This window comes from Pseudoalteromonas sp. APC 3250 (assembly GCF_030407915.1).
Lineage (GTDB): Bacteria > Pseudomonadota > Gammaproteobacteria > Enterobacterales > Alteromonadaceae > Pseudoalteromonas > Pseudoalteromonas tetraodonis.
Window position 1 is genome coordinate 335,021 of record NZ_JASDCM010000001.1, and the last position, 23,983, is coordinate 359,003.

Consider the following 23,983-nt stretch of genomic DNA (forward strand, 5'->3'; position numbering starts at 1 on the left):
ATATGCCCTTTTCTATTTAAAAGCCCACAGCTAATGCGCTTGGTGCTTACCTTCGAGTATTTCTTCAATAAATTTTGCATTAAATGCATCTAAATCTGCAGGGCTGCGGCTAGTGACTAAGCCGTTATCAACACACACTTCTTGATCTACCCAATGAGCTCCGGCGTTAATTAAATCGCTTTTAATACTAGGGAAAGAAGTCACTTTTTTATCTCTGAGCTTATTAATTTCAGCTAATAACCAAGGTGCATGACATATAGCGGCCACGGGTTTGTTTTTCTTAGCTCCAAAAAAGCCATCAACAAACGCTTTGGCATCTGTATTTTGACGTAAGCTATCGGGATTAAACAAACCACCCGGCAATAAAAGTGCATCGTAGTCAGCGGCATTTGCATCTGATGCTAATTTATCAACGGTTACTTTTTCACCCCAATTATCTTTATTCCAACCTGTGATCTGCCCTTCTTTAATAGACACCACCTCTATATCGGCGCCCGCCTCTAGTAATGCGCTTTGCGGCGAAAGTAGCTCGCTTTGTTCAAATCCATCGGTGGCTAAAATGGCAATTTTTTTACCTTGTAAACGGGTGCTGCTATGTAAATTACTCATTAAATACTCCTTATCTTATTTTTTGATACACAGAGAGGCTTGCATATCACATACCAAGAATAACATATTGATAATATTGGCGTTTTATATAAAGAGATGAGAGTGCTATGTAAATTATTTACAGTGGTTGCAGATACTACACAGCCATTTTTCAAAAATGGAAATAGCCTGCAAGGTACATGCTTTGTTTGAATAACAAAACTCCCTTACAGGCATTGACAATTAAAGGCTGTCTTTTAACGCTTTGGCTGGCTTAAATACGGCTTTATTAGCCCCTTCTATTTCTATTGCTTCGCCGGTTTGTGGATTACGACCTGTACGGGCTGGGTAATAACTTAATGTAAAAGTGCCAAAACCAGATATTTGTACCTGATCGCCTTCAGACAATGATTTGGTAATCACCTTTTGTAAGCTGGTTAACGCTGCTTGTGCGTCTTTTTTTGTTAACTCGCTCGTGTGTGCCATGGCTGTAACAAGTTCTGCCTTATTCATTTTTTGCTCCTAAATACACGCGCTGGCTTTAGCCAACTAGCGTGGCAATACAATGATGTAAAAATAAAAGCAGGCAGGCTAAGGGTTGCAAGGGGGTAAGTCAACCTTAACCAAGGGCTAAGGGCCTTAGTGAGAGTCATTGGGTTTAAATATAATCAGCTTGGCTGTTTTATAGTCATAAAGATGACTTAATCGCTTGCTAAGGTAAAATAAAAATCACCGTGAGCAAACGTGAACGCTAATCAATACCGCTGGTTTGAATTTACCTTTATTTTTATCATCCTGCCTTTAATTGGCTTTAATATTCGCCAGTATTTATCTAACTGGCTTATTCCAGCACTGATCATTTTAATGAGTGTGTGCTGTATGCTGCTACTAAACGACATTCACTTTAAGCGCTTTAGATTAACCAGTATGGGGCAGTTTTCTGCTGTGAAGCGCCGTATGTTTAGCTTTTTCTTTATTGGCGCATTATTTTCAGGGGTGTTTTATAACCTACTCTACCAAGGACACTGGTTTACTTTACCGCGTGAAAACCTCACCGATTGGCTGATGCTATTGCTGCTCTACCCTTTGTTGTCGGTGATCCCGCAAGAGTTAATATTTAGAACGTATTTTTTTCATCGCTATAAGCGCATTATGCCCAGTAAATGGTTGCGCATTATTATTAGCGCCAGTGTATTTGCATTGGCACATATTATTTACGCCAATTGGATAGCTGTTAGTTTAGCGTTTGTCGGTGGCTTACTGTTTGCCTATACCTACGCGCAAAGCCGCTCAACTTTTGCCTGTGTTATTGAGCACAGCTTATGGGGCATTTGGATGTTTACCCTAGGGATTGGTGACTACTTAGATTCGGGTGCACTGAATTAACTAACCGCAACAAAAAAGCCGCGACATGCGCGGCTTTATTAAATTAGTTTTAATTAAAAACCAAAAATACTGATATTAAAAAACTTGGTCGCAACGGTATTTACAAAAATAAGCAGTAAAATCGCTGGGATAAATGTTTGTAGTGAAAAGTTAACGTACTTTTCCATAAAGCTATTCGCATAATTAGGCGAACCTTGTCTTAGCTCTTCACTTAAACGAACTTTCTTCCATTTATACATTACAAACAAACACACCATTAAACCATTGAGTGGTAAAATAGTGTCGTAGAACACGTCATATACAATATCAAAAAAGCTCTTGTTACCACTGCCGTAGCTAGTAAAGGTAGTGAGGCTGTCAATCATACCAAACGACATAATACACATAATGGTTAACACACCGGTTGATAAGGTAAGTATTCCTAGCGCTTTTTTACGGCTAATGCCTTTACGGTCGCTGAGTGTGGCAGTCGGCACTTCGACAATTGATACCAACGATGTAATTGCAGCAAAAAATACCAGCAAAAAGAAAATAAACGCCACGGCTGATGCGCCAAAGTAGCCAATATCGTGTTGTAACGCTAATAAGATTTTTGGTAAGTACACAAAAATCATTGAAACTGACGAGTCAGATAACTTTGTTGGATCGGTATTTGGGTCAAAGCTAAAAATAGCCGGTAACACCATTAAGCCTGCTACAAAGGCAACTAATGAGTCGGTAATGGCAACCATTTTCGCACTGCCCACAATGTCATCTTTTTTAGAAATGTAAGAGGCATACGTAATTAAAATACCCATACCTAACGACAATGAGAAAAACGCTTGGCTCAATGCGCCATTAAGAACACTGGCATTCATTTTACTAAAATCAGGAATAATATAGTACTTCACACCCGCCATAGCGTTATCAAGGGTGAGTACGTAACCCACTAATATAATAAGCATGACAAATAACGCCGGCATCAAAAATTTAGCCGCTTTTTCTATGCCATCTTTTACGCCACCGACCAATATTAAGTTAACAATCACCACAACCAGTGCCATGTAGCCAAACACCGTGTAGCTATTAATAAACTCATCAAAGTGCCCAGGGTTTGCCAACTTATCCAAATTACCAAATGCGGTTTGGCTTAAGTAACCAAAAATCCACACCGTGATCACCATGTAAAAAACGGCAATCATAAATGGCGTTAACACGGCTAAAAAGCCAGCAAACTTCCATTTTTTGTCGTTATTGGCTAACGCCTTGTATGCACCAAGAGGATCTTTTTGTGCGTGGCGACCCATAGCCATTTCGGCCATCATGACGGGTAAACAAATGAATGCGACGAACAAAGCATAGACGAGCAAAAATGCACCACCGCCATTCTTAGTCGCAGAAACTGGAAAGCCTACTAAGTTACCAATGCCCACAGCAGAACCCGCCGCTGCTAATATAAATCCTAAGCGGGAGCTAAAGTGCTCTCTATTTTCACTCATGTAATAACCTTGTTATTATTTATCTTATCCAAGGGACTCTACCAGTGTTACACAACGCTTTTCAAGCAATTACCGCGTAAAAAAACATTCTTGCTGTAAACATCGCCATAAACACTTTTAATTCACCATTTATCAACGCTATGCTAGTATGCGGTTAATTAAATTTAACAAGTTTTGAGAGTATTTTTATGTTGTATATGATTTATTCAACGGACGTCCAGAACAGCTTAGAGCACAGAAAAGCCGCTCGCCCTGCTCATTTAGCACGTTTACAAACGCTAGAAAACGAAGGTCGACTATTAACAGCCGGCCCCCTTCCAGCGGTTGATAGTGAAGACCCTCAAGATGCGGGCTTTACTGGCTCTTTAGTGATTGCTGAATTTAACTCTTTAGAAGATGCCAGAGAATGGGCCGCAGATGATCCTTATGTTGCGGGTGGCGTATATGAAAACTCAATCGTTAAACCATTCAAAAAAGTGTTCCCTGCTTAACATTAACGTGAGTTCCCCTGTTTAACTGCAACCAGTAATTCAGGGTTTGTTCACTCATTTTTAATTAGACTTTGTCTTATAAAAATTTAAATACCCAATAGAGTAATTAAATTTTAGTGGCTTAGTTTTTTAGGCTAAGCAGGTATGTTCTAGGAGTTTCGTAATGCGTGTATTATTAACACTCAATTTAATTGCTATTTTTTGTTTGGCTAATGTTGCCCATGCAAATAATACTAACAGCACACCCGATAAAATTGAGATAAGCAAAAAGAAAGCAGTAATACTTGCAAAACAAACCACAGACGGTACAACATTAAAAATTTCAGAAGAAACACAATTTTATACAGTACGAATTTTAAAAGCTGACGGCCACGTCGTCGATTTGAAGATAAACAAAAAAACTGGCGAAGTGAAAAAGGATTAACCAATGCGAATTTTAGTAATAGAAGATGATTTACATTTGGCAGACAATCTGCGCAATGCATTAGAAAAAGAGCGTTATAGTGTTGATTTATGTCACGATGGCGAAGCGGGCCTTTTTCATATAACAGAATACCCTTTAGACATGGCAGTGGTTGATTTAGGCCTGCCTAAAATAGATGGCATAGAGCTTATAAACAAAGCCCGCGCCCAAGGGATCACTATCCCTATTTTAATTTTAACAGCACGCGATCGCTGGCAAGACAAAGTTGAAGGCCTCGATGCGGGCGCTGACGACTACCTAACTAAGCCATTTCATGTTGAAGAACTCATTGCTCGCTGTAATGCGCTTATTCGTCGTAGTGCAGGTAAAGCAAACCCAGAAATGACGGCCGGCCCTATTAAAATTCATACGCGTTCACAACAAGTATGGGTAAACGACAAAGAGCTAAGCTTAACCGCATACGAATATAAAGTGCTTGAATACTTAATGGTTAACCCGCAAAAAGTAATTTCAAAGTCTGAGTTAACAGAACATATTTATGACCAAGATTTCGATCTTGATTCAAACGTCATTGAAGTATTTGTATTGCGTTTACGTAAAAAGCTCGACCCAGACGGTGTGCTTAACCCAGTAGAAACACTACGAGGGCGTGGTTACAGGCTTAAAAGCCAGTGGTAGCACCGCAAATTTCGTTAAAAATAAGGCAAGGATTTATCCTTGTCTTTGTTTTATTAGTCGCCTTACCTATTTTGTTTTACTCCATAGGTAAGGCGTATTACGCGTCACTTGTTGATGCCACCGAAAAAAACCTCGAAGCGCACCTGTATTCACTCATCTCCGAGGTTGATTTTACCGAGCGCGGTATTATCATGCCCAGCTCTATCTTAACGCCCGAACTCAATAACCTAAACTCAGACACCTACGCCATGATTTACCGTGACGATGTGCCTATTTGGCATTCTGAGTCGGCGGTTAACGTTAACTTTGTTCCCCAATATATAGAGCCCAAAGCCGGTGCTGCAGACTTTAGACGCGTGGTTTATAACAACACCGCCTATTGGCAGTTAAGCTTAACGGTCATTCTTAATAATATTGACCAATCAGAGCAAGCTCGCTTTATTTTATTAAAACGTAACGACGCCCTACTCCGTTTAATGGACGGGTTTAAACAAACCTTAGTCGATTGGATGTTTATAATGGGGATTGCCATTGCAGGGTTAATGGCCATTGGTTTTATTTGGAGTGCAAGGCCGCTGCAGCGCCTAGATAAAGAAATAAAAGCCATTGAATCGGGCGATATTCAAGAAATTAAAGGCTTATACCCCGTTGAGCTACAAACAATAAAAGCCGACCTCAACCTATTGTTAGAGTCGCAGCAGCGCCAAAAAGAGCGCTACAGAGCCTCACTCAGTGATTTAGCACATGCACTTAAAACGCCGTTAGCTGTATTAAAATCAAGCCCACTGGCCAACGATGCCGACGCACAAGAACAACTCGACCGAATTAATGTGATGATCGAGCACCAATTAAAACGTGCTGCTACTGGGGCTTCCGATACATGGAAAAAGCAAACCCCCATCAAACCGGTTATCGACTCTATCTTAAGTGCAATGGGTAAGGTTTATCGCGATAAAGACATCATATTTAATTGCAAAGTGAGTGATAAAGATTACTTTTTAGGCGATAAAACCGATTTAATGGAGTTATTAGGTAACTTAATAGATAATGCCTGCAAAGCCTGTCGCTCCCAAGTAAGTATTGACGTTTCACAAGCTAAAACACTTAGCATTAGTATTTGTGATGACGGCCCGGGTATTCAACCAGACAAACGCGAGTCATTGCTTCAACGCGGTACTCGCCTTGATACTTACGAAAGTGGCCATGGTGTTGGCATGGCGATTGTATCTGACTTGGTGAAGTCGTATCACGGGTTGTTAACTATTTCTCAGTCGCAACGTTTGGGCGGCGCAAAATTTATTCTCGAGTTTAATTACCATGAAAAAAAATAACTATATCCTTTTTTTTACTCTAGCTCTGTTATTTGCTTGGGCTGTTCCAAGCGTTGCAGCGCCGCTTGAATGCACACTTGAAAAAAACGCCCTACCCGAACAAATCAAAGCATATACACAATGTTTAGATGCCAAACTAAATAGAGTACAGCAAGAACAAGATAGCTGGATCCAAAAGCGTACCTTTGAACTATCTGCATTAGAAAGCGAAACCGGCAACACCCAAATTTTGTCATTATTTAAGCTAAGCATTAACGCTAAAGACAACTACATTCAAAGAAGCTGCCAATGGCGCTACATGCTAAAACAACCTAATGCACAACAAGCTGTAGTAACTTATAAAGAGTGTGAAATAGCCATGACCGAGCAATTTATTCAGCAGCTTAAAACGTCTCTTTAATTAGCTCATAGGGAAGCGATTTATGTTGTGGCTTGGTAATTAAGTGAATAGTTTATTGGTGTTTTGGGAAGTGCAGCCTTAAAGACTGCATTTTTGTAGTTATATAGTTTGAAATGTGATTACTCTGACCATACCGCAAATTCATTTCCATTAGGATCGCTAAAGTGAAATCGTCTACCACCGGGAAATGAAAATGTAGGCTTAATTATTTTGCCTCCAGCTTTTTCAATTTTATTTTGAGTCGCTTCAAGGTCATTACTGTATAACACAATTAACGGGCTTCCGTTTTTAGTAGAAACAACTAAATCAGATTTAAAGAAACCACCATCAACCCCTTGCGCGGTAAAACTACAATATTCTGGGCCATAATCTACAAATGACCAGCCAAACACCGTACTGAAGAAAGCCTTTGTAGCTGCAATATTTTGTGCAGGAATTTCAATATAGTTAATTTTATTATTTTGAGTCATTGTAGTTTTTACCCTTATTATCACTTATCTTATTTGTGGCTTGTGCTAGCAATAAATAAAGATAGCAGTAATGCTCGACTGTACTTAAACCAGAACAAATCTCAGTGTTATTAGGTATCATATTTTTGATAGGGTTTTAAATATATTTTGGGTAAATGCAGTCCTAAGACTTCATTTTATTTTTTCATTCCAGCTATATTATTATAATAATCGCGTCATTATTTAAATTACGACAACAAAACAGAGATTCATATCAAATTTGAAATATTTACCACTGCCCATTGTGGCAGCCTTTTTGATTACAATACACAAAGTTGCCTGTTGTTTTTTCATCAACTAATGTCCAATTTGCTGTAATTTTAACGTCGTTTTTGACATATGTTACCTCTGCAGAGCAATTTGGGTACTCAGTAAATGTTGTACTTGATATATCGGTGCCGCCTAGGCTTCGCCCTTGATAATATTCAGTTCCATCATCACTTCTAGACCAAGATACCTCGGCTTTAGAACCATCCTCGTTAAACAATGTCATATTACCATTCCAGTAATTTGGAAGTTCAGATGAGAGAAGCAGCTTTATTCTTTTAGCACCAGTTTCAGCATTGGTTACGTATTGTGTCATTGTATATTGGGTATCACTTTTCCATTCAGTTTCCATACTAATAAGCCGCCCTCCATGAATATTCCTTTCATAATTACACTTATTATTAATTGCATATTCCTCATTGCACAACGCTAATTGTAAAACAGGAAAAACCGTTTGCATTGAAGCAGCAATAATGCCCATGGACGCAAACGAATATGACATAATTTCTTTAACAGGAACGCTCTTCATCTTTTGTCTAAACCCTTCATCATAAGCAGTAAATGAATTCAGACCGACAAAAATGTCTACTCTTTCTTCTCCTCTTTGTAGTCGGCTTTTTTTATCTTTTTCACTCTCAACACTAACACAAGATTTGCTAATATTCTGATTCTGTAGTGATGTTGCATAGCTATTAAATGTAACTAAGATCAGGCTAAAGCCTAGCGCTGTTTTAAACTGTTTCATTGTCATTTAATTAATTCCTTTTAAATATTTAATTCACAGGCAAGGGCAAGCTATAATAATGTACAAAAAATTATAGGTTAAAATGGAACGAAAACAGTCAACTATATTTTTGCTTTTTTAACAGCTTGATATACGCTTTTACGCACTACTCAACCTGTGCTTTTTCCCACCATGGTTTGGAAAAATCGACTTTATCCTCTGGAATAACCATTGGGTGTTTTCTCAAATAATACGCCCAGAAAGCTTTTTCATATTTTGGGTTATAAATTTTAAAATTCCCTTGGGCTTGATACTCTTCTAAAAGTTTACGGTAGGCTCCTACAGGTTCATGAGGGTTTCCCTGTTGGAAAATAACTGTGCCTCCATACGTTTCATAAAGATACTTACTAATTTTGTAAGTTTTAACGACGTCTCTATTTGCCTTAAATGAAGCTTCTTTCATCTCAGAAGTTAATGTCTCAGCTGATGGCTTTGAGCTTAAACGATGCATGGCTTCAGTAAAACTTCCTACTTCTTCGGCTGTTGGTTCTAAATTATGTTCATCAGATAACTTTTGGATAATTCGTTTCCAAATTATTGACGTTAATTTATTTGCTCGCATTTTATCAAGCACATCATCTTCTGATAAATCAGGATAAGATCGCTTATATCCTTTTAAAAACCTCAAATCTATTTCTAGATCAGTCCCGTGTATTGTATCCCCTAATATCTGGGCTACTTTTGCTGAGCTATCCTCTTGAGCAAACGCATTCAAAGAAAGCGTTAATAAAAAAGAACACACAATAACCATAAACTTATTTTTCATAATCTACTTCTATGTTTGGTAATACATGATTAAGCTAAAAAGTGCTTTTCATTTTTATCCGCTTAAAGCTTTTGTTAGCCATCAATTGAAAAGTACTAATGTTAATAGGGAGGTAATCGAATACGCCTCATTTAAGTTAATATCTCGAAGTTTAAATAAATCGGTAAACAATCGATTCCATATATTTCGAAAAATTTATGCAAAAACTAGCATCATTGTTATAAGCATTACAAATAAGAACAGTGATTTAAACAACGAAGATTCAAAGAACAAATCAATAAAAACGGTGTTCGATTCAGAGTGTGGTTCATAATATATTAATTCGTTGACAGTTATCGCTAGCAGTGCCACGAATGTTGCTACTGCGTTAAATGTTGTTGTGATTTCCTTTTTCATAGACCTTCCTTTGTTTAAGTATGGCAGACAATTTTATAGTCGGTGACTCTCGTATATTTATACCAGCGCTGCGCTTATTTTTTCTACTACATATAGTTTTAACAAATTACCTAACACATTGCTATAATTAAGTTTTATTCTTTTAAGCAGTGCTAATTAGCATACTATACGCGCGTCGCTCATTTTCCTGAGTATGAGTGCACACTAAAGCTTACTCACTTAGCCCATAAAACGTTTTGACAAATCTGCATAAAAACCACAAACTACCTACTAGTAGATTGACTTAGCTAAAGTGATTTTAAAATGCATAAACCTGTGGTTATTATTGGTGGTGGCTTAGCGGGCTTATATGCCGCTTACAGCCTAAAAAAACGAAATATTCCGTTTTTATTATTAGAGGCCAAAGCCAATTTGGGTGGCAGGATTGCCTCTCACTTTTTAGCGACTAACAACAGCATTGGCCACGATTTGGGCCCTACCTGGATATTTCCGCACCAGCCTAATATTCAACAGTTAGTTGCTGCTTTAAACATCCCTGTGTTTGAGCAATACACCCAAGGTGATGTGTTGTATCAAGCATCGCATACTGCCCCTGCTCAGCAAATTGCAGGGGCGGGTGAAATGCAGCTATTTAGAATTCAAAACGGTATGAACGAGCTTATTAATGCGCTTTATCAGCAGCTTGACCCAAACACCGTTAAATTAGAGCACGCTGTTAGCGAAGTAAAAAAGCTCTCCGATGGCTGGCATATAAGCGCTAATTACCAAGGGAGTACGCAGCACTTTACTTGCGATCAGTTACTGTTTGCGTTACCCCCTAGAATGATCGGCCAGCATTTAACCCCGCATTTATGGGCTGATAATGTTTTAACTCAGCGTTTAACGTCGGTGCCGACGTGGATGGCTGGCCAAGCAAAATTTGTTGCCACCTTTGAGCACGCTTTTTGGCGAGATAAAAACTTATCTGGGCAATGTTTTAGCCGTGTTGGCCCGTTAGTAGAAATTCATGATGCGTCAGCAAGTGATCATGCTCACCCTGCTCTATTTGGCTTTATTGGCGTGCCTTACTTACAGCGAAGTCAAGTAACTCGCGAGCAATTAACCCAAGCCTGCCTTGATCAGCTTGGCTATTTTTATGGTGAGCAGGCTTATACTGCCACTCATTGCACGATAAAAGATTGGGCTGAGGATGAATTTGTGGCCAACAAGGATGACCAACTAGGTGTATCGCAGCATCCTGAATTTAATTTTTCAGGGCTTAGCGAGCAGCTCAAACAGTTAAAAGTGCATTTTGTGGGCAGTGAGTTTGCAAAGCAGGAGGCTGGCTATTTAGAGGGGGCTATAAACGCTGTAGATAGCGCCTTAGCTAATTTAATAAATACTTAATAATGTTAAAGGCGTGCTTAGCCACGCCTTTGTAAGGTATTAGTCTTCTGATTTAATGACGGTTTCTTCACCTGTGCCAAGCATGGTAGCTAACCAACGCCCTTCGTCACTGGCTTCTAGCGCTATTTTTACAATCATAGTTAACGGCACCGATAACAACATTCCCACAGAGCCTAATAGCCAACCCCAAAATATTAACGATAAAAATACCACTAACGTAGAGAGCCCTAACCCTTTACCCATGTATTTAGGCTCTACAATATTACCCATTACGGTATTTATAGTTAAATAACCCGCACCAACGAGGCCTGCCACTAAAGGACCTTGAGTAATAAGCGCCAGTAACAGTGCTGGCACAGCCGCTATGATTGAACCAATGTTAGGAATGTAATTAAGCATAAATGCCAGTACGCCCCAAAGTACAAAGTAATCAACATCGAGTATCCATAAGTAAAAACCAGCAATTACACCGGTGGCTAAACTTACTAGGGTTTTAATAGCCAAATAAGAGTTGATAGAGTCTAAAAAGCGGTCAATTTGCTTAATTTTACTATCGGGGTCGTCTAGTGCTAAATGTATTTTTTTACCAAGTATGGGCCCTTCAAACAGCATAAAAACAACCGTTAAAATAATTAAAAACATATTGGCCATTACGCTACCTAAGCCGGTTAACATATTGGTGGCAACATCAACCATTTTACCGGGGTCGAACATAGACAAAATTTGTTCTTTATTAATTAATATATTGTATTGCGAGGCCATATCAACCAGCCATACAAATTCTTCTTTTAACTGTGCTTTGTATTCAGGTAACTGCTTTGAAAAGTCATTAACCGACTGCCCCACTAAACCGCCTAAGCTAACACCTAAGCCCATAATAATAAGCACCACAAGCACCACCGCTATGCCTTTTGGAATACGGTAGCGAGCAAAAAAATTAATGAGTGGGCTACAAATAATGGCGATGAATGCTGCCAAAATAAACGGAATAACAATAGCACTTGCGGCTTTAATGCCCGCCAATACAATGACCAACGCTGCAAAAATAATTAAGCTTTTATTTACCCCAGTTAAACTTGCCAATACTCTTATCCTATTGCTGTTATTTGGCTTCAGTGTAAGGCAAAACCCAATAGAATGAAATATTTATGGGTGATCATAATAATGATTAGTACGTATAAATTTGCAAATCGTTGAGCTGGGGAGTATAAATTTTAAACATCCCGCTTTATTTATAATTTTGGAGTTGCAATGCATATATTTTTTACAGGCGCCACGGGCTTAATTGGTAGGCACCTTTGCCCTTTCTTGTTGCACCACCACGACATTACGGTACTAAGTAGAAACCCAACCAAAGCTAAAGTTTTGTTAGGCCACAGAGTAAATGCTGTTAGCAGCTTAGACGATGTCGATTTTAATACGGTCGATATTGTCATTAATTTAGCCGGCGAACCTATCGTTAATAAACGCTGGAGTGATAAACAAAAAGCAAAAATACGCGATAGCCGAATTATTATTACCCAAGCCATAAGCGATGCAATTAATCAGTGTCATACACCGCCACATACGTTTATTTCAGGCAGTGCAATAGGCTATTATGGTCGCCAAGGTAAAACCCAAGTTGATGAAAACAACACAGAACCACACGATGAATTTAGTCACCAACTTTGCAGGGATTGGGAACTCGCTGCATTAAAAGCTGAGTCTGACGATACTCGTGTTTGCTTACTTCGCACAGGCATTGTACTGGCTAAAAAAGGCGGCGCACTTGGAAAAATGTTGCCTGCATTTAAGCTTTGTTTAGGCGGGCCAATTGGCAATGGCGAGCAAGGTATGTCGTGGATCCACATTGATGACATGGTGCAGCTCATTTTATTTTTGATTCGTAATCAAGATATCTCTGGTGCTGTAAATGCCACTGCCCCGCATCCGGTAAGCAATAAACAATTTAGCCAATCATTGGGTAAAGCATTGTCACGCCCTGCCTTTATGCCCATGCCTGCAGCTGTGCTCAATGTTTTAATGGGAGAAATGGCAGATCTACTCACAACCGGCCAATTTGTGGTGCCTAAAAAAGCATTAGAAAATAATTACCGTTTTCACTTTTCTGAAATCGATGCCGCATTAAAAAGTTTAGTTTAACGACTGACCTGAAAGGGTTAAGTTTGTAGCAAGGGAGTATAAAGTTAATACTTTTTACTCCCTTGCTATTTTAGTGTTACTACCTAATAATGAGTTAAGCGTTATTTCTTATTCAGCTAAAAGAGCAACTAAAACATGCTTCATTTACCCACATTAATTAGCCTCTGTTTTATTCTTAACTTGTTTATTGCAGTGTTCTTTTTTTCAGTGTATTCATATAAAAAACAACCTAGCTTTTTATTTTTTGCTACTGCCTGCTGCTCGTTTATAACCGCTATTGCCCTGATTGGTTTGAGAGGAGTGATTGACTATCCACTTTTAACTTACTTTTTTGCTTACCTATTTATTATTTTAACCCCACTCCTGCTTATTTTAGGGTTAATACCACAAAGTACGGTGCCTGCAGTGAAGCTAACGCCTTTATATTATGCTTGTGCTATATGTTGCACATTGCTACTTGCTGTGTATCTCATTGATGCGGGACAAATTATTACCAGTATCATTACTGCCGTACTATTTAGCTACGCGGCCTATTTAATGATCAAAACCCCCAGTGTTGCTAAAGTACAGCAACGACTACTAATTGCCTGCTTTTCACTACACAGTGTAGTAATGCTGTTGCAAGTTGTACTCCTTGTTTTACCCTACTTTAGCCAAATTAGTCAGGCGAACTTAGCCGCAGGGTTACAACTATTATTGGTCTCGCATTTATTTTTAACCACAGCCAGTGCGTTAATTCTGCCGTTTATTGCTTTTGCCAATGAAGAATCAAAACTAATAAACTTAGCTAATCACGATCCGCTCACACAATTATTAAACAGGCGAGGCTTTTTCCGCCTGTGTAAAAAAATAACCCACACTGCACCACTTAACAGCAGAGTGTCGTTAATTATGCTCGATATCGATCTTTTTAAACAAGTGAACGACCGATATGGTCATGAAACTGGCGACGAAGCAATAAAGTGGATTGCACAACATATTAACGAATTGTTTTTTGAAGCAGGCATTACCGCTCGAATTGGCGGAGAAGAGTTTGCTATTTTCCTTAATCAAAAAAATCTTACTCAAGCAAGGCAGTTAGCCCAAAAGCTATGCAGAAGTATTGATCAATATCCCTTTTATTTTAACGGTAATAGTATTGCACTGTCTGTTAGTGCTGGAGTAAGTAGCGCACTTATTCGCGATTTAAATATGCAAGAGCTGCTATTGCAAGCTGATAAACGCCTTTACCTTGCTAAAGAAACGGGCCGAAATAAAGTTGTTACTCATGATGAAAAAAGCGCGCTCATGAATAGCCACTCTGCCATTATTTAATTTAGCAATAAAAAAAGCGGGGTCAAACCTGACCCCGCTTTATAATCAAACCAATTAATTTTATTACTTACTGATCCAAGGCGTTACTTTAACTACCTCGTTTATATCAGCCAATACTTTTGTGTCGTTTTGCCAGCTGTCTGTTACTTCAAAATAACATACTGATTCTTCGCATGTTATGCGCTCATCATCAAATTGTTTAGGCGCATTAAAAGTAACAACCACCCCTTTTTGCTCAGGCAGTAAAAACCACATTAGTTTGCTAACAAAAAAGCCCGACAAGTCTGTTAAAAGCGCTTCAAGCTCATTATTAATGGTTAATAATGATTGCTTTGAAAAGGTTAGCCCTTCTAGCTCGTTGGCCTCTATTTGGAGCTTTAACTGACAATCATGAATCGGATTTTTAGGCTGAACCACAATCACCGCTTTGTCAGTATCGAGCTGCTTATCATACGGTAATAACAGTTGCGCTTTGTCAGTGTAATTAAGCGGGTACTCATTTTTTTCAGTTAAAATAGTCCCGCTTTTGATACTACATACTTCGTTAGTACCAATATCGCTAATATAAAAGTTTACGCGGGCGTACTGAAAATCGCCTTTGTTTACTACTTTTAAACGGTCGTAAAAACCGTCATACGACATAACAAACTCTTTAGCATAGGTGTTATTTGCCGCTATTGCTAAAAAGCAGGTCGCTATAGTCGTAACTAATTTTAATACTGGTTTATTCATCAAAGTACGCTCGGTTTTGATTGATCATCGTATTTAGCTCTTCAATATACGCTTCACCACGCTCTGAGTAGGACATCAGCCCAAGGGTTAGCTTAGTCGCCTTAATTGGCTTTTGCTGTGCGCGTAAATCTTCACGTATACTGCGTAATTGTTTATAGGCATTATGCGTATTAATATTTCTAAAATATGACGTTACAGCAGCGCGAACCGATTTAAATGCAGCCACTTCATGCTCGGCTTCATTATTACGTCTTCTTGGCACCATGCCACAGCCTTTTTTGTAGCACCATTGGCCAAAAAAGTTTAAGCCTATTCGGGCAAAGCGTGAGGTACCCCATGCCGACTCATTAGCAGCTTGCATTAGGGCAAGTTCTTTAGGAATAATATCTACACGGCGCAGCGCTTGAGTTAGTGTAAGCGTGTCTAAGGTTTCAGGTAAGCGGTATAATTTAAGTATTTTTTTAATATCGCTCGCTTGTTTTTTACTTAACGGCTCGTCGTGTTCTAGCATCATGCGCGCAATTTCAATGTTTGCACGTTGCTGTAAAATCTTTTTGTTTTCGGCTTCTACATGGGGCTTAATGAAGTTAAAAAACGCATGCTTTTTCTCTTTTACATCGGTGTATTCTGAGAATTTTGGCAACTTAACATTGTGCAATGGTTTTTCTTTCTTCTTTTCTTTTTTAATGTCGTCAGCACGTGTTTGTTCATCTGAAACAAACTCATCAGTTTGTATAAATGGATGAGTAAGTGCCCAAATAACAAGGGCGGCTAACAACAACTGAAAAATAGTTTTTAACATGTATTATCTCAATTAAACTCTAAGTTATGTATGGTGTAGTCACATACATACGAACACTCATTATACCTAAGCCACTTTATAAACGCGAATACCGAACAACTGAATAAAATTCATACGCCTATTGTGAGTTATTTATAATATACTAAGCGTTAAAGTCGTAGATATAGAGATAGGTTGTGACATGGATAAACAGTGGCAAAATAGAATAATTGAACAATATAAGCACCGCCCAAACGATAACCGCTCTCCTTGGCAAATAGACCGCTCTCGAATTATTCATGCTGCAGCATTTAGACGCCTTCAAGCCAAAACTCAAATAATGGGTATTGGTTTAAATGACTTTTATCGCACACGTCTTACCCATTCTTTAGAAGTATCGCAAATAGGCACGGGCATATTACGTCACTTAAAAGCCCAGCACCCTCGTTTTGAACATTTTCCATCAACCGGATTACTCGAAACCTTATGTTTAGCGCACGACATCGGCCATCCCCCCTTTGGGCACGGCGGAGAAATTGCACTTAACTACATGATGCGTGATCATGGCGGGTTTGAAGGTAACGCACAAACGCTACGAATAGTCGCCAAACTAGAGCCTTATAGTAATGGCTATGGCATGAACTTAACAAGGCGCACATTATTAGGGTTTATAAAGTACCCTGGTTTTATCGATCAGTTGTGGTACAACATTCCCAAAGTAGATAAACAACGCGCGTTTATAAAAGCCGACGACTGGCGACCTGCTAAAGGTATTTACAATGACGATGCACCTATATTTAATTGGATCATTGAACCACTGAGTCAAAACGATAAAGCATTATTAACCAGCCAAAATATTGTAGATTCATACCGAGCTAAAACACGCTATAAATCTCTCGATAGTGCCATTATGGAACTGGCTGATGACATTGCCTATGCCGTACACGACCTTGAAGATGCCATAGCCACCGATGTGTTAAGCCTAGACGATTGGTTAGCCCATGCATTGCCGCACTTACAAGCACTCAACTATGATTGGTTAAATACGCTACTTAAATCACTTACAGAGCGATTATTTTCAAAGCACGAACATGAACGCAAAGATGCCATTGGTGAATTAGTAAATACCTTTATTATTCATATTCATTTAGACATACAAAACGATGCCTTTGAATGCCCTATTTTAAAGCACACCGCTAAATTAGATCAGCAATACGAAAACGTATTACAAATACTTAAACATTTTGTATTTCAACGCTTGATACGCGATCCACAAATGCAACAAATAGAATTTAAAGGGCAGAACCTGCTTATTGAACTGTTTACCGCATTTGCCAGCGATCCAATGCGGTTATTACCCGAAACCACGCAAGCACTTTACCTAGAAGCCGAAAAACACCATCAAGGCATGCGAATTATTTGTGACTACTTAAGCGGTATGAGTGACGAATACGCTTATAAAACTTATCAACGGTTGTTCTCTCCCATACAATAAAGTAGTGAGCATAAAAAAAAGCCGAGTCATTTAAGTAACTCGGCTTTTCGTTAGCTTATAAAGTCACATTAAAGTGATTTAATGCCCATGTTGTAAAGCGTAAAACCGTACATGTCGGCATAAAGGTCAATAATTTTACTTGTTGGCGTACCCGCACCGTGGCCTGCATTGGTTTCAATACGAATAAGCGTTGGATTAGTGCCCGCTTGGTTCGCTTGAAGCTCTGCTGCAAATTTAAATGAATGCGACGGTACAACGCGGTCATCATGATCGCCTGTAGTGATCATAGTCGCCGGATATTCAACCCCTGCTTTTACATTATGAATTGGCGAGTAGCCTTTTAAGTAATCAAACATTTCTTTACTTTGGTCGCTAGTACCGTAATCGTATGCCCAGCCAGCGCCCGCTGTAAAAGTATGATAACGCAGCATATCCAGTACACCTACCGCAGGTAGCGCCACTTGAAATAAGTCAGGTCGCTGGGTCATTACGGCACCGACTAATAACCCGCCGTTTGAACCACCTCGCAGTGCTAGGCGCTTTTTAGAGGTGTATTTTTTATCTTGTAAGTATTGTGCGGCGGCAATAAAGTCGTCAAATACGTTTTGCTTTTGCAATTGCGTACCCGCTTTATGCCACTCTTTACCATACTCACCGCCACCACGAATGTTTGCCACTGCGTATACGCCGCCTTGCTCAAGCCAAGCCGCTGTTGTAGAGCTAAAGCGAGGTGTTAAGCTTATATTAAAGCCACCATAGCCATATAAAATAGTTGGGTTGCTACCGTCTAATTTAATATCACTTTTGTAAGTAATAATCATCGGTACTTTAGTGCCATCTTTAGAGGTATAAAATACTTGCTCAGAGGTGTAGTTGTCGCTATTAAAATCAATCCCTGACTTACGATATACTTTAGACTCACCACTTTGTACGTCAAAACTGTAAGTCGTGCCAGGTGTTTTGTAGTTAGTAAATGAGTAATAAAGCGTAGTTTGCTCTTTTTTACCGCCAAAGCCACTCGCTGTACCAACACCTGGTAAGCTAATTTCGCGGATCAATTCGCCTTTTTTGTTGTACTGTTTCACTTTAGAAATAGCATCAACCATGTAGTTGGCAAAAAACGTATTTCCGCCAAGCGTTACATTAAGTACGTTTTCGGTTTCTGGAATAAAGTCTTGCCAGTTTTCAGGTTGCGGGTTGCTTGCATCAACCGTCACTACTTTTTTATTCGGAGCATTTAAGTTAGTAACCAAAAATAGCTTGCTGCCTTCGTTATCAATCACACTGGTATCAGAGTCCGTATTACCCACTACGGTAACAAACTCGCTATCTGGCTTAGTTAAATCTTTAATAAATAACTTATTGCCTGAGGTCGATACGCTAGCACTAATAAACAAATAACGGCCATCTTTGGTCGCGTTGGCGCCTACATAACGGTGTTTTTGCTCAGCGGTATCGCCAAATACTAGCGTATCCTCGCTTTGGGCTTGGCCTAATTTATGGTAGTACACTTTATGTTGATCAGTTTTTGCAGAAAGCTCACTGCCCTCTGGCTTATCGTAGCTTGAATAATAAAAACCATCATTTGCCAACCAACTTACGCCACTAAATTTAACATCAACCAGTGCTTGCTCTACTTGCTCTTTGGTTTCGGTGTCTATAACAATGATTTTACGCCAATCACTGCCACCTTCCGATATTTGGTATGCTAACAATGAGCCATCTTCTGAAAATGATAAGCCCGACATTGAAGTGGTACCATCTTCACTAAAGGTATTAGGATCTAAGAAAATCTCAGCCTCGCCGCCGTCTTTACTGCGGTATAAAACGTACTGATTTTGCAGGCCATCATTTTTGTAAAAATAGGTGTAATCACCTTCGGTGAACGGCGCGCTGATTTTTTCGTAGTTCATTAACTTTTCAAGGCGCTGCTTTAACGTATCTCTGTACGGTATTTGCTCTAAATATGAAAAGGTTAGGTTATTTTGTGTTTTAACCCATTGAGCCGTTTCATCACTCATATCATCTTCTAACCAACGATACGGATCAGCCACATTTTCACCAAAGTAAGTGTCAACCACTGTGCCTTTTTTAGTTTCAGGGTAATCTAGAGAGTTAACTGCTTTCATTGCTGTTTTTACTTCATTTTGAGAGGTGTTTTCTGCAGGTTGTGAACAACCCGCAAGTGCGATTACAACCGCACAGGTAAGTGTTTTTTTTAGCATTGTTATTTTATTTCCTTGTTGATAATCACTCTAAGTTATTAACTTTTCCTGCTTTTGTCTATTAAGATGCGGTAAACGTCATTTATCGCTGTTAACCTGCGCTTAGTTACGCTTAAATACATTAATGAACAACGTTTAAACACCAATAGGCTAAGTAATGACAGAAACCCAATCCTTTAAAAGCTTTAAACGCTTTTACCCTTATTACTTAAAAGAGCATCGTAATCAAACCTGCCGTAGATTGCATTTTATAGGCAGTAGTTTAGTACTGTTACTGGCAGGTTATGCGTTTTTTAGCTCACAACTTATGTTGTTATGGTTATTACCAGTGATTGGTTATGGCTTTGCGTGGGTTGGGCATTTCTTTTTTGAAAAAAACCGCCCTGCTACATTTAAGCACCCGTTATATAGTTTATGGGGCGATTGGGTAATGTTTAAAGATATGCTCACAGGTAAAATTAAATGGTAAATGGCGACTTACGCTACAGGCTACTCAAATAGTCCACCTGCCGCTGTAAATAAATTGTAGATTGAATGTAATTAAATTGACCTTGGTTGTAAAAATGGTCTACCTTGACAACAGAAATTTCAATTAGTTCATTAACAATTGAATTACCTGTAGAGCATTGAATGAGGGAAACTAATCATGCAACTAAAACAGCTATTTACAGCAAAAAAAACCATTACACTCAGTGTTGCCGCTGCACTACTTGGCTCGTGGTCGGTAAATGCCGCACAGCAAGAAACACAAGCAGAAGAAAATATTGAAAAAATTAGTGTAATTGGCTCTCGCCGACTCGGCCGCACAGTTGAAGACAGCCCAGTTCCGATTGATATCATTAGCGGTGATGCCCTAAAAAGTTCAGGGCAAACTGAAACCAATGCACTACTGAGCACTTTATTACCAAGCTTTAATTTCCCTCAGCCATCAATCACCGATGGCAGCGACCATGTGCGCCCCGCTCAACTGCGTGGCTTAGCACCTGATCACACCTTAGTGCTTGTAAATGGTAAACGTCGCCATAGTAATGCACTGCTTAATTTAAATGGTTCAACCGGTCGTGGGTCATCATCGGTTGATTTAAACGCTATTCCAGCCAATGCCATTGAGCGAATAGAAGTATTGCGCGATGGTGCCGCTGCGCAATATGGCTCAGACGCCATTGCCGGTGTGATTAATATTGTCCTTAAAAGTAATAGCAGTGGCGGCAGCCTAGGTGCTGTATATGGAGCAAACATCACCGAAATGCAGGGTGTGCCTCAACTAGAATCCGTTTCTGAAGATGCCAATGGCAACTTAGCCTTTAATGAAGGCAGCGACCGTTCGCTTACCGACGGCCACACCTTAACCCTGCAAGGTAATATGGGGTTTGAATTGGGCGATAACGGCTTTTTAAGTATTTCTACTGAATATCGCGACCGTAGCTCAACGAATCGCTCTGATTATGACCAGCGCGAAAATTACGCCCGCCTACCTGATGGCTCTCTTGATCCGCGTGAGTTCACATGGGATCGTTACAATCATAACTTTGGTAATGGCACCGTTGAAGACTTCGCGCTGTTTTATAATGCCGGTTATCAATTAACTAACGATGCCGAGCTTTACTCGTTTGGCTCTTACAGCAAGCGTGAAGGCGAAGGCGGTGGTTTTTATCGTCGCGCACAAGACAGCCGTAACGTAACAGATATTTATCCTGATGGCTTTTTACCGGTGATCACCTCAGATATTGACGATTTTTCATTAGCACTTGGCGTAAAAGGTTTTGCTAATGAATGGAATTACGACGCTTCTGCTGTATACGGCCAAGATGCCTTTAACTTTGGTGTTATTGATAGCTTAAACACCTCATATGGACCTAGCAGTCAAACCAGTTTTGATGCCGGTACACTTACCTACGATCAGCTGACTATTAATCTTGATTTTAGCCGCGAGATTGATGCAGACTTTTTAGCTAGCGGAATTAACGTCGCAGTGGGCGCTGAGTATCGTCGTGAAGGCTACGAAATTCAGGCAGGCGAAGAAGCCTCATACGCACAAGGCACTTTTGGCCCTGGTGGCGCAGTAACCGACCCAGTTAATGGCCCATTTGGCTCTGCAGGTTCGCAAGTATTCCCAGGTTTCACACCTGAGTCTGCGGGTGATAACAGCCGCCATAATGTTAGCCTTTACATTGATTTAGAAGCCTTTATTACAGATAACTGGAACGTTGCCGTCGCTGCGCGTTACGAAGACTACTCTGATTTTGGCGATACGCTTAATGGTAAAATTGCCACCCGTTATACGCTAACAGAAGATTTAGCATTACGCGGCTCTGTATCAACCGGCTTTAGAGCGCCCTCTCTGCAACAGCAATATTTTACTTCAGTGGCCACCGTGTTTGTTGATGGTATTCCAACACAAACAGGGACGTTTGCCCCAAGTAGTGATGTAGCCGTTGCATTGGGATCACCGGGCTTAGATGCAGAAGAAGCCACCAACTACGGGGTAGGTTTTACCTGGTCAACCGACTTTAATTTCAGCTTATCTGTGGATTATTACCAAATATTAATTGATGACCGTATTGTGTTATCAAATAACCTGTCGGGTGCAGGTGTAGCAAGCTTACTTGAGGGCACTGGAGCTAACCAAGGGCGGTTTTTCTTAAACGCGATTGATAGCAAAACCCGTGGCGTTGATGTGGTTGCCTCTTACAACCTAATGACCGATAACTACGGTGATGTAGCATTTAATTTAGGCTATAACTACGGCAAAAACGAAGTGACTAATATTATTGCCCCACCCGCTGAGCTACAAAGCGTAGGTGTTGAACAAGATAATTTGTTCTCGGGTAATGAACTGCGTCGTTTTGAAGTAAGTACCCCGCGTAACAAATACAACCTAAGCGCTACATGGACACTAAACGAATGGCGTACCACACTTCGCAGCACTCGCTATGGTGAAACACAAGACCCATCAGAAATTCCAGAGCGTAACGAAGTGCTCAAGCCAAAGTGGATCACCGACTTAGATGTTGCTTATGCACTTAATAACAACATTACTCTGAGCTTAGGCGCGAATAATGTGTTTGATGTATACCCAGATCCAACTCGGGATTTAGTGAGCGATGTAACCACTTTCTCTCGTTTGTTCTCTTACTCGGGCTTTTCGCCATTTGGTTTTAATGGCCGCTATGTTTACGGCAAAGTTGAAATGAAATTTTAAGCTGCAGCTAAAAACAAAAAGCCACACTATTTAGTGTGGCTTTTTAATGAATTTGAACCCGATTAGATTTTAGTTAACCAACCGTGTGTATCTTCACTTTTACCCCATTGAATATCGTTCAATGCTTGGCGTAAACGTGCTGTTGTTGGTCCTGGTTCACCATTACCCACTTTGTATTCTTTATCGTTATGGATAAACGTACCTACTGGTGTTAATACTGCTGCAGTGCCTGAAAGTGCTGCTTCAGTGCCTGGTTTTGCTGCACGCTCTAAAAGCTCAGTTACGGTAAAGTTACGCTCGCTTACCGTCATTCCTAAATCTTTCGCAATGGTTAAAATACTATTACGAGTAACACCATGTAAAAAGGTGCTGTCGAGTGCTTTAGTAATGATTTCGTTGCCATCAATTAATATGAAGTTGGCCGCGCCGGTTTCTTGCACATCGCCACCTGGGCAAAATAAAATTTGGTCGGCTTTATATTTAGTGCGCGCTGCTGATATTGGGCCAAGCGCGCTAGCATAGTTACCACCGCTTTTAATCATACCCATATGCGGGGCACAGCGCATGCCGTCTTCTTCTAATAAAACACGTAACGCGGTAGCACCACCTGAAAAGTAGTCACCCACTGGCGATAATAACGTATAAAGCAATGAGCTCATTGAAGGCGCAGCCGCTTTGCCAATGGCAGCTTCAGTACCAATGTGGGTTGGGCGAATATACATAGAACCAGGAGGAAGCGGCGTTTCATCGGCGTATTCACGAACAATATCGATGATCATTGTTTTTAGCATCTCGCCATCAACCGCTGGTAAACTTAATAATTCAGAACTTTGCTGCATACGCGCAATATTTGCATCCATTCTAAAAATATTTACCGAACCATCTTCATGGCGAAAGGCTTTTAAACCTTCAAAACATGTACTTGAATAATGAAGAACGTGTGCACCTGCATGCAACTCAAGCTTATCGCAAGGAACAATTGAGCTTTCGCCCCACTGATTGTCAGAAAACTTAGCTTGAATCATCTGCGGCATAAACACAGTACCAAATGCGGCCATTTTTATTCTCTCTTGTGTGGTCTATTTTTCTCCATTGTATGACAACCCGCTACTATTTAACCATAGCAAAACAGGCTGTTTTTAAATTAATTAGACGAATTTTTTGCATGTACTGATGATTATTTAATCAAAAAAGCACTTGCTAACTCT

General features: G+C 39.9%; 23 protein-coding genes. 12 read left to right on the plus strand and 11 right to left on the minus strand.

Features of this window, described 5'->3' with window-relative positions:
* Positions 1-30: 30 nt before the first annotated feature.
* Positions 31-609 (minus strand): type 1 glutamine amidotransferase domain-containing protein, encoded by a 579-nt coding sequence (locus QL986_RS01540; protein WP_290191045.1) that lies wholly within the window; start codon positions 607-609, stop codon positions 31-33.
* Positions 610-831: 222 nt separating this feature from the next.
* Positions 832-1,101, minus strand: a complete 270-nt coding sequence (locus QL986_RS01545; protein WP_290191046.1) for an HU family DNA-binding protein — start codon at positions 1,099-1,101, stop codon at positions 832-834.
* A gap of 231 nt (positions 1,102-1,332) precedes the next feature.
* Here QL986_RS01545 and QL986_RS01550 point away from each other — a divergent pair, with 231 nt between their 5' ends.
* Complete coding sequence (locus QL986_RS01550; protein ID WP_024603097.1) at positions 1,333-1,974, plus strand: CPBP family intramembrane glutamic endopeptidase; 642 nt, start codon at positions 1,333-1,335, stop codon at positions 1,972-1,974.
* A gap of 53 nt (positions 1,975-2,027) precedes the next feature.
* Here the strand turns inward: QL986_RS01550 and QL986_RS01555 are convergent, their stop codons facing one another.
* Entirely contained in the window at positions 2,028-3,452 is a 1,425-nt protein-coding gene (locus tag QL986_RS01555; protein ID WP_013465088.1) for a sodium-dependent transporter, read from the minus strand.
* Between the two features lie 188 nt (positions 3,453-3,640).
* Here QL986_RS01555 and QL986_RS01560 point away from each other — a divergent pair, with 188 nt between their 5' ends.
* The 5 genes from QL986_RS01560 (at position 3,641) to QL986_RS01580 (ending at position 6,776) form a co-directional block, all read left to right on the plus strand.
* Positions 3,641-3,943, plus strand: a complete 303-nt coding sequence (locus QL986_RS01560; RefSeq protein ID WP_016900387.1) for a YciI family protein — start codon at positions 3,641-3,643, stop codon at positions 3,941-3,943.
* 163 nt (positions 3,944-4,106) lie between these two features.
* A complete protein-coding gene (locus tag QL986_RS01565) occupies positions 4,107-4,367 on the plus strand; it encodes a hypothetical protein (protein ID WP_290191047.1) in 261 nt (86 codons plus the stop codon).
* Between the two features lie 3 nt (positions 4,368-4,370).
* A complete protein-coding gene (locus tag QL986_RS01570) occupies positions 4,371-5,045 on the plus strand; it encodes a response regulator transcription factor (RefSeq protein ID WP_008109187.1) in 675 nt (224 codons plus the stop codon).
* Complete coding sequence (locus QL986_RS01575) at positions 5,039-6,376, plus strand: ATP-binding protein (protein WP_028835133.1); 1,338 nt, start codon at positions 5,039-5,041, stop codon at positions 6,374-6,376. The genes QL986_RS01570 and QL986_RS01575 overlap by 7 nt, the downstream gene beginning before the upstream one ends.
* Complete coding sequence (locus QL986_RS01580; RefSeq protein ID WP_090492414.1) at positions 6,363-6,776, plus strand: hypothetical protein; 414 nt, start codon at positions 6,363-6,365, stop codon at positions 6,774-6,776. The genes QL986_RS01575 and QL986_RS01580 overlap by 14 nt, the downstream gene beginning before the upstream one ends.
* A gap of 119 nt (positions 6,777-6,895) precedes the next feature.
* On the opposite strand, the gene QL986_RS01585 is transcribed toward QL986_RS01580, so the two are convergent.
* The 3 genes from QL986_RS01585 to QL986_RS01595 all read right to left on the minus strand — a co-directional run bounded on the left by QL986_RS01585 (position 6,896) and on the right by QL986_RS01595 (position 9,102).
* Positions 6,896-7,246, minus strand: coding sequence for a VOC family protein (locus QL986_RS01585; protein ID WP_013465093.1), 351 nt, complete (start codon positions 7,244-7,246; stop codon positions 6,896-6,898).
* Between the two features lie 268 nt (positions 7,247-7,514).
* Positions 7,515-8,303, minus strand: a complete 789-nt coding sequence (locus QL986_RS01590; RefSeq protein ID WP_290191048.1) for a hypothetical protein — start codon at positions 8,301-8,303, stop codon at positions 7,515-7,517.
* 139 nt (positions 8,304-8,442) lie between these two features.
* A complete protein-coding gene (locus QL986_RS01595; protein WP_290191049.1) occupies positions 8,443-9,102 on the minus strand; it encodes a hypothetical protein in 660 nt (219 codons plus the stop codon).
* 699 nt (positions 9,103-9,801) lie between these two features.
* On the opposite strand from QL986_RS01595, the gene QL986_RS01600 reads away from it, so the two are divergent.
* A complete protein-coding gene (locus QL986_RS01600) occupies positions 9,802-10,884 on the plus strand; it encodes an FAD-dependent oxidoreductase (protein ID WP_290191050.1) in 1,083 nt (360 codons plus the stop codon).
* Between the two features lie 39 nt (positions 10,885-10,923).
* On the opposite strand, the gene QL986_RS01605 is transcribed toward QL986_RS01600, so the two are convergent.
* The gene (locus tag QL986_RS01605; protein ID WP_013465095.1) at positions 10,924-11,967 is read right to left on the minus strand and encodes an AI-2E family transporter; all 1,044 of its coding nucleotides are present in this window, start codon (positions 11,965-11,967) and stop codon (positions 10,924-10,926) included.
* A 168-nt stretch (positions 11,968-12,135) separates the two neighbouring features.
* Between QL986_RS01605 and QL986_RS01610 the strand changes: the two genes are divergently transcribed.
* Together QL986_RS01610 and QL986_RS01615 are read left to right on the plus strand one after the other, a co-directional pair.
* A complete protein-coding gene (locus tag QL986_RS01610; RefSeq protein WP_036954506.1) occupies positions 12,136-13,026 on the plus strand; it encodes a TIGR01777 family oxidoreductase in 891 nt (296 codons plus the stop codon).
* Between the two features lie 135 nt (positions 13,027-13,161).
* On the plus strand, positions 13,162-14,340 hold the full coding sequence (locus tag QL986_RS01615) for a GGDEF domain-containing protein (RefSeq protein ID WP_290191051.1): 1,179 nt from the start codon (positions 13,162-13,164) through the stop codon (positions 14,338-14,340).
* 63 nt (positions 14,341-14,403) lie between these two features.
* On the opposite strand, the gene QL986_RS01620 is transcribed toward QL986_RS01615, so the two are convergent.
* Positions 14,404-15,072: a DUF2987 domain-containing protein gene (locus QL986_RS01620; protein WP_016900395.1), complete on the minus strand. Its 669-nt coding sequence runs from the start codon at positions 15,070-15,072 to the stop codon at positions 14,404-14,406.
* Positions 15,065-15,874 (minus strand): glucosaminidase domain-containing protein, encoded by an 810-nt coding sequence (locus QL986_RS01625; RefSeq protein ID WP_013465099.1) that lies wholly within the window; start codon positions 15,872-15,874, stop codon positions 15,065-15,067. The genes QL986_RS01620 and QL986_RS01625 overlap by 8 nt, the downstream gene beginning before the upstream one ends.
* 181 nt (positions 15,875-16,055) lie before the next feature.
* Between QL986_RS01625 and QL986_RS01630 the strand changes: the two genes are divergently transcribed.
* Positions 16,056-17,348 carry an anti-phage deoxyguanosine triphosphatase gene (locus QL986_RS01630; RefSeq protein ID WP_290191052.1) on the plus strand — a complete coding sequence of 431 codons (1,293 nt, stop codon included), beginning with the start codon at positions 16,056-16,058 and terminating at the stop codon, positions 17,346-17,348.
* Between the two features lie 68 nt (positions 17,349-17,416).
* On the opposite strand, the gene QL986_RS01635 is transcribed toward QL986_RS01630, so the two are convergent.
* On the minus strand, positions 17,417-19,573 hold the full coding sequence (locus QL986_RS01635) for a prolyl oligopeptidase family serine peptidase (RefSeq protein ID WP_290191053.1): 2,157 nt from the start codon (positions 19,571-19,573) through the stop codon (positions 17,417-17,419).
* A gap of 157 nt (positions 19,574-19,730) precedes the next feature.
* Here QL986_RS01635 and QL986_RS01640 point away from each other — a divergent pair, with 157 nt between their 5' ends.
* Positions 19,731-20,042: a DUF962 domain-containing protein gene (locus QL986_RS01640; RefSeq protein ID WP_013465102.1), complete on the plus strand. Its 312-nt coding sequence runs from the start codon at positions 19,731-19,733 to the stop codon at positions 20,040-20,042.
* A 177-nt stretch (positions 20,043-20,219) separates the two neighbouring features.
* Positions 20,220-22,775 carry a TonB-dependent receptor gene (locus QL986_RS01645; RefSeq protein ID WP_290191054.1) on the plus strand — a complete coding sequence of 852 codons (2,556 nt, stop codon included), beginning with the start codon at positions 20,220-20,222 and terminating at the stop codon, positions 22,773-22,775.
* Positions 22,776-22,837: 62 nt separating this feature from the next.
* On the opposite strand, the gene QL986_RS01650 is transcribed toward QL986_RS01645, so the two are convergent.
* A complete protein-coding gene (locus QL986_RS01650) occupies positions 22,838-23,839 on the minus strand; it encodes a branched-chain amino acid aminotransferase (protein ID WP_288369064.1) in 1,002 nt (333 codons plus the stop codon).
* Positions 23,840-23,983 lie beyond the last annotated feature (144 nt).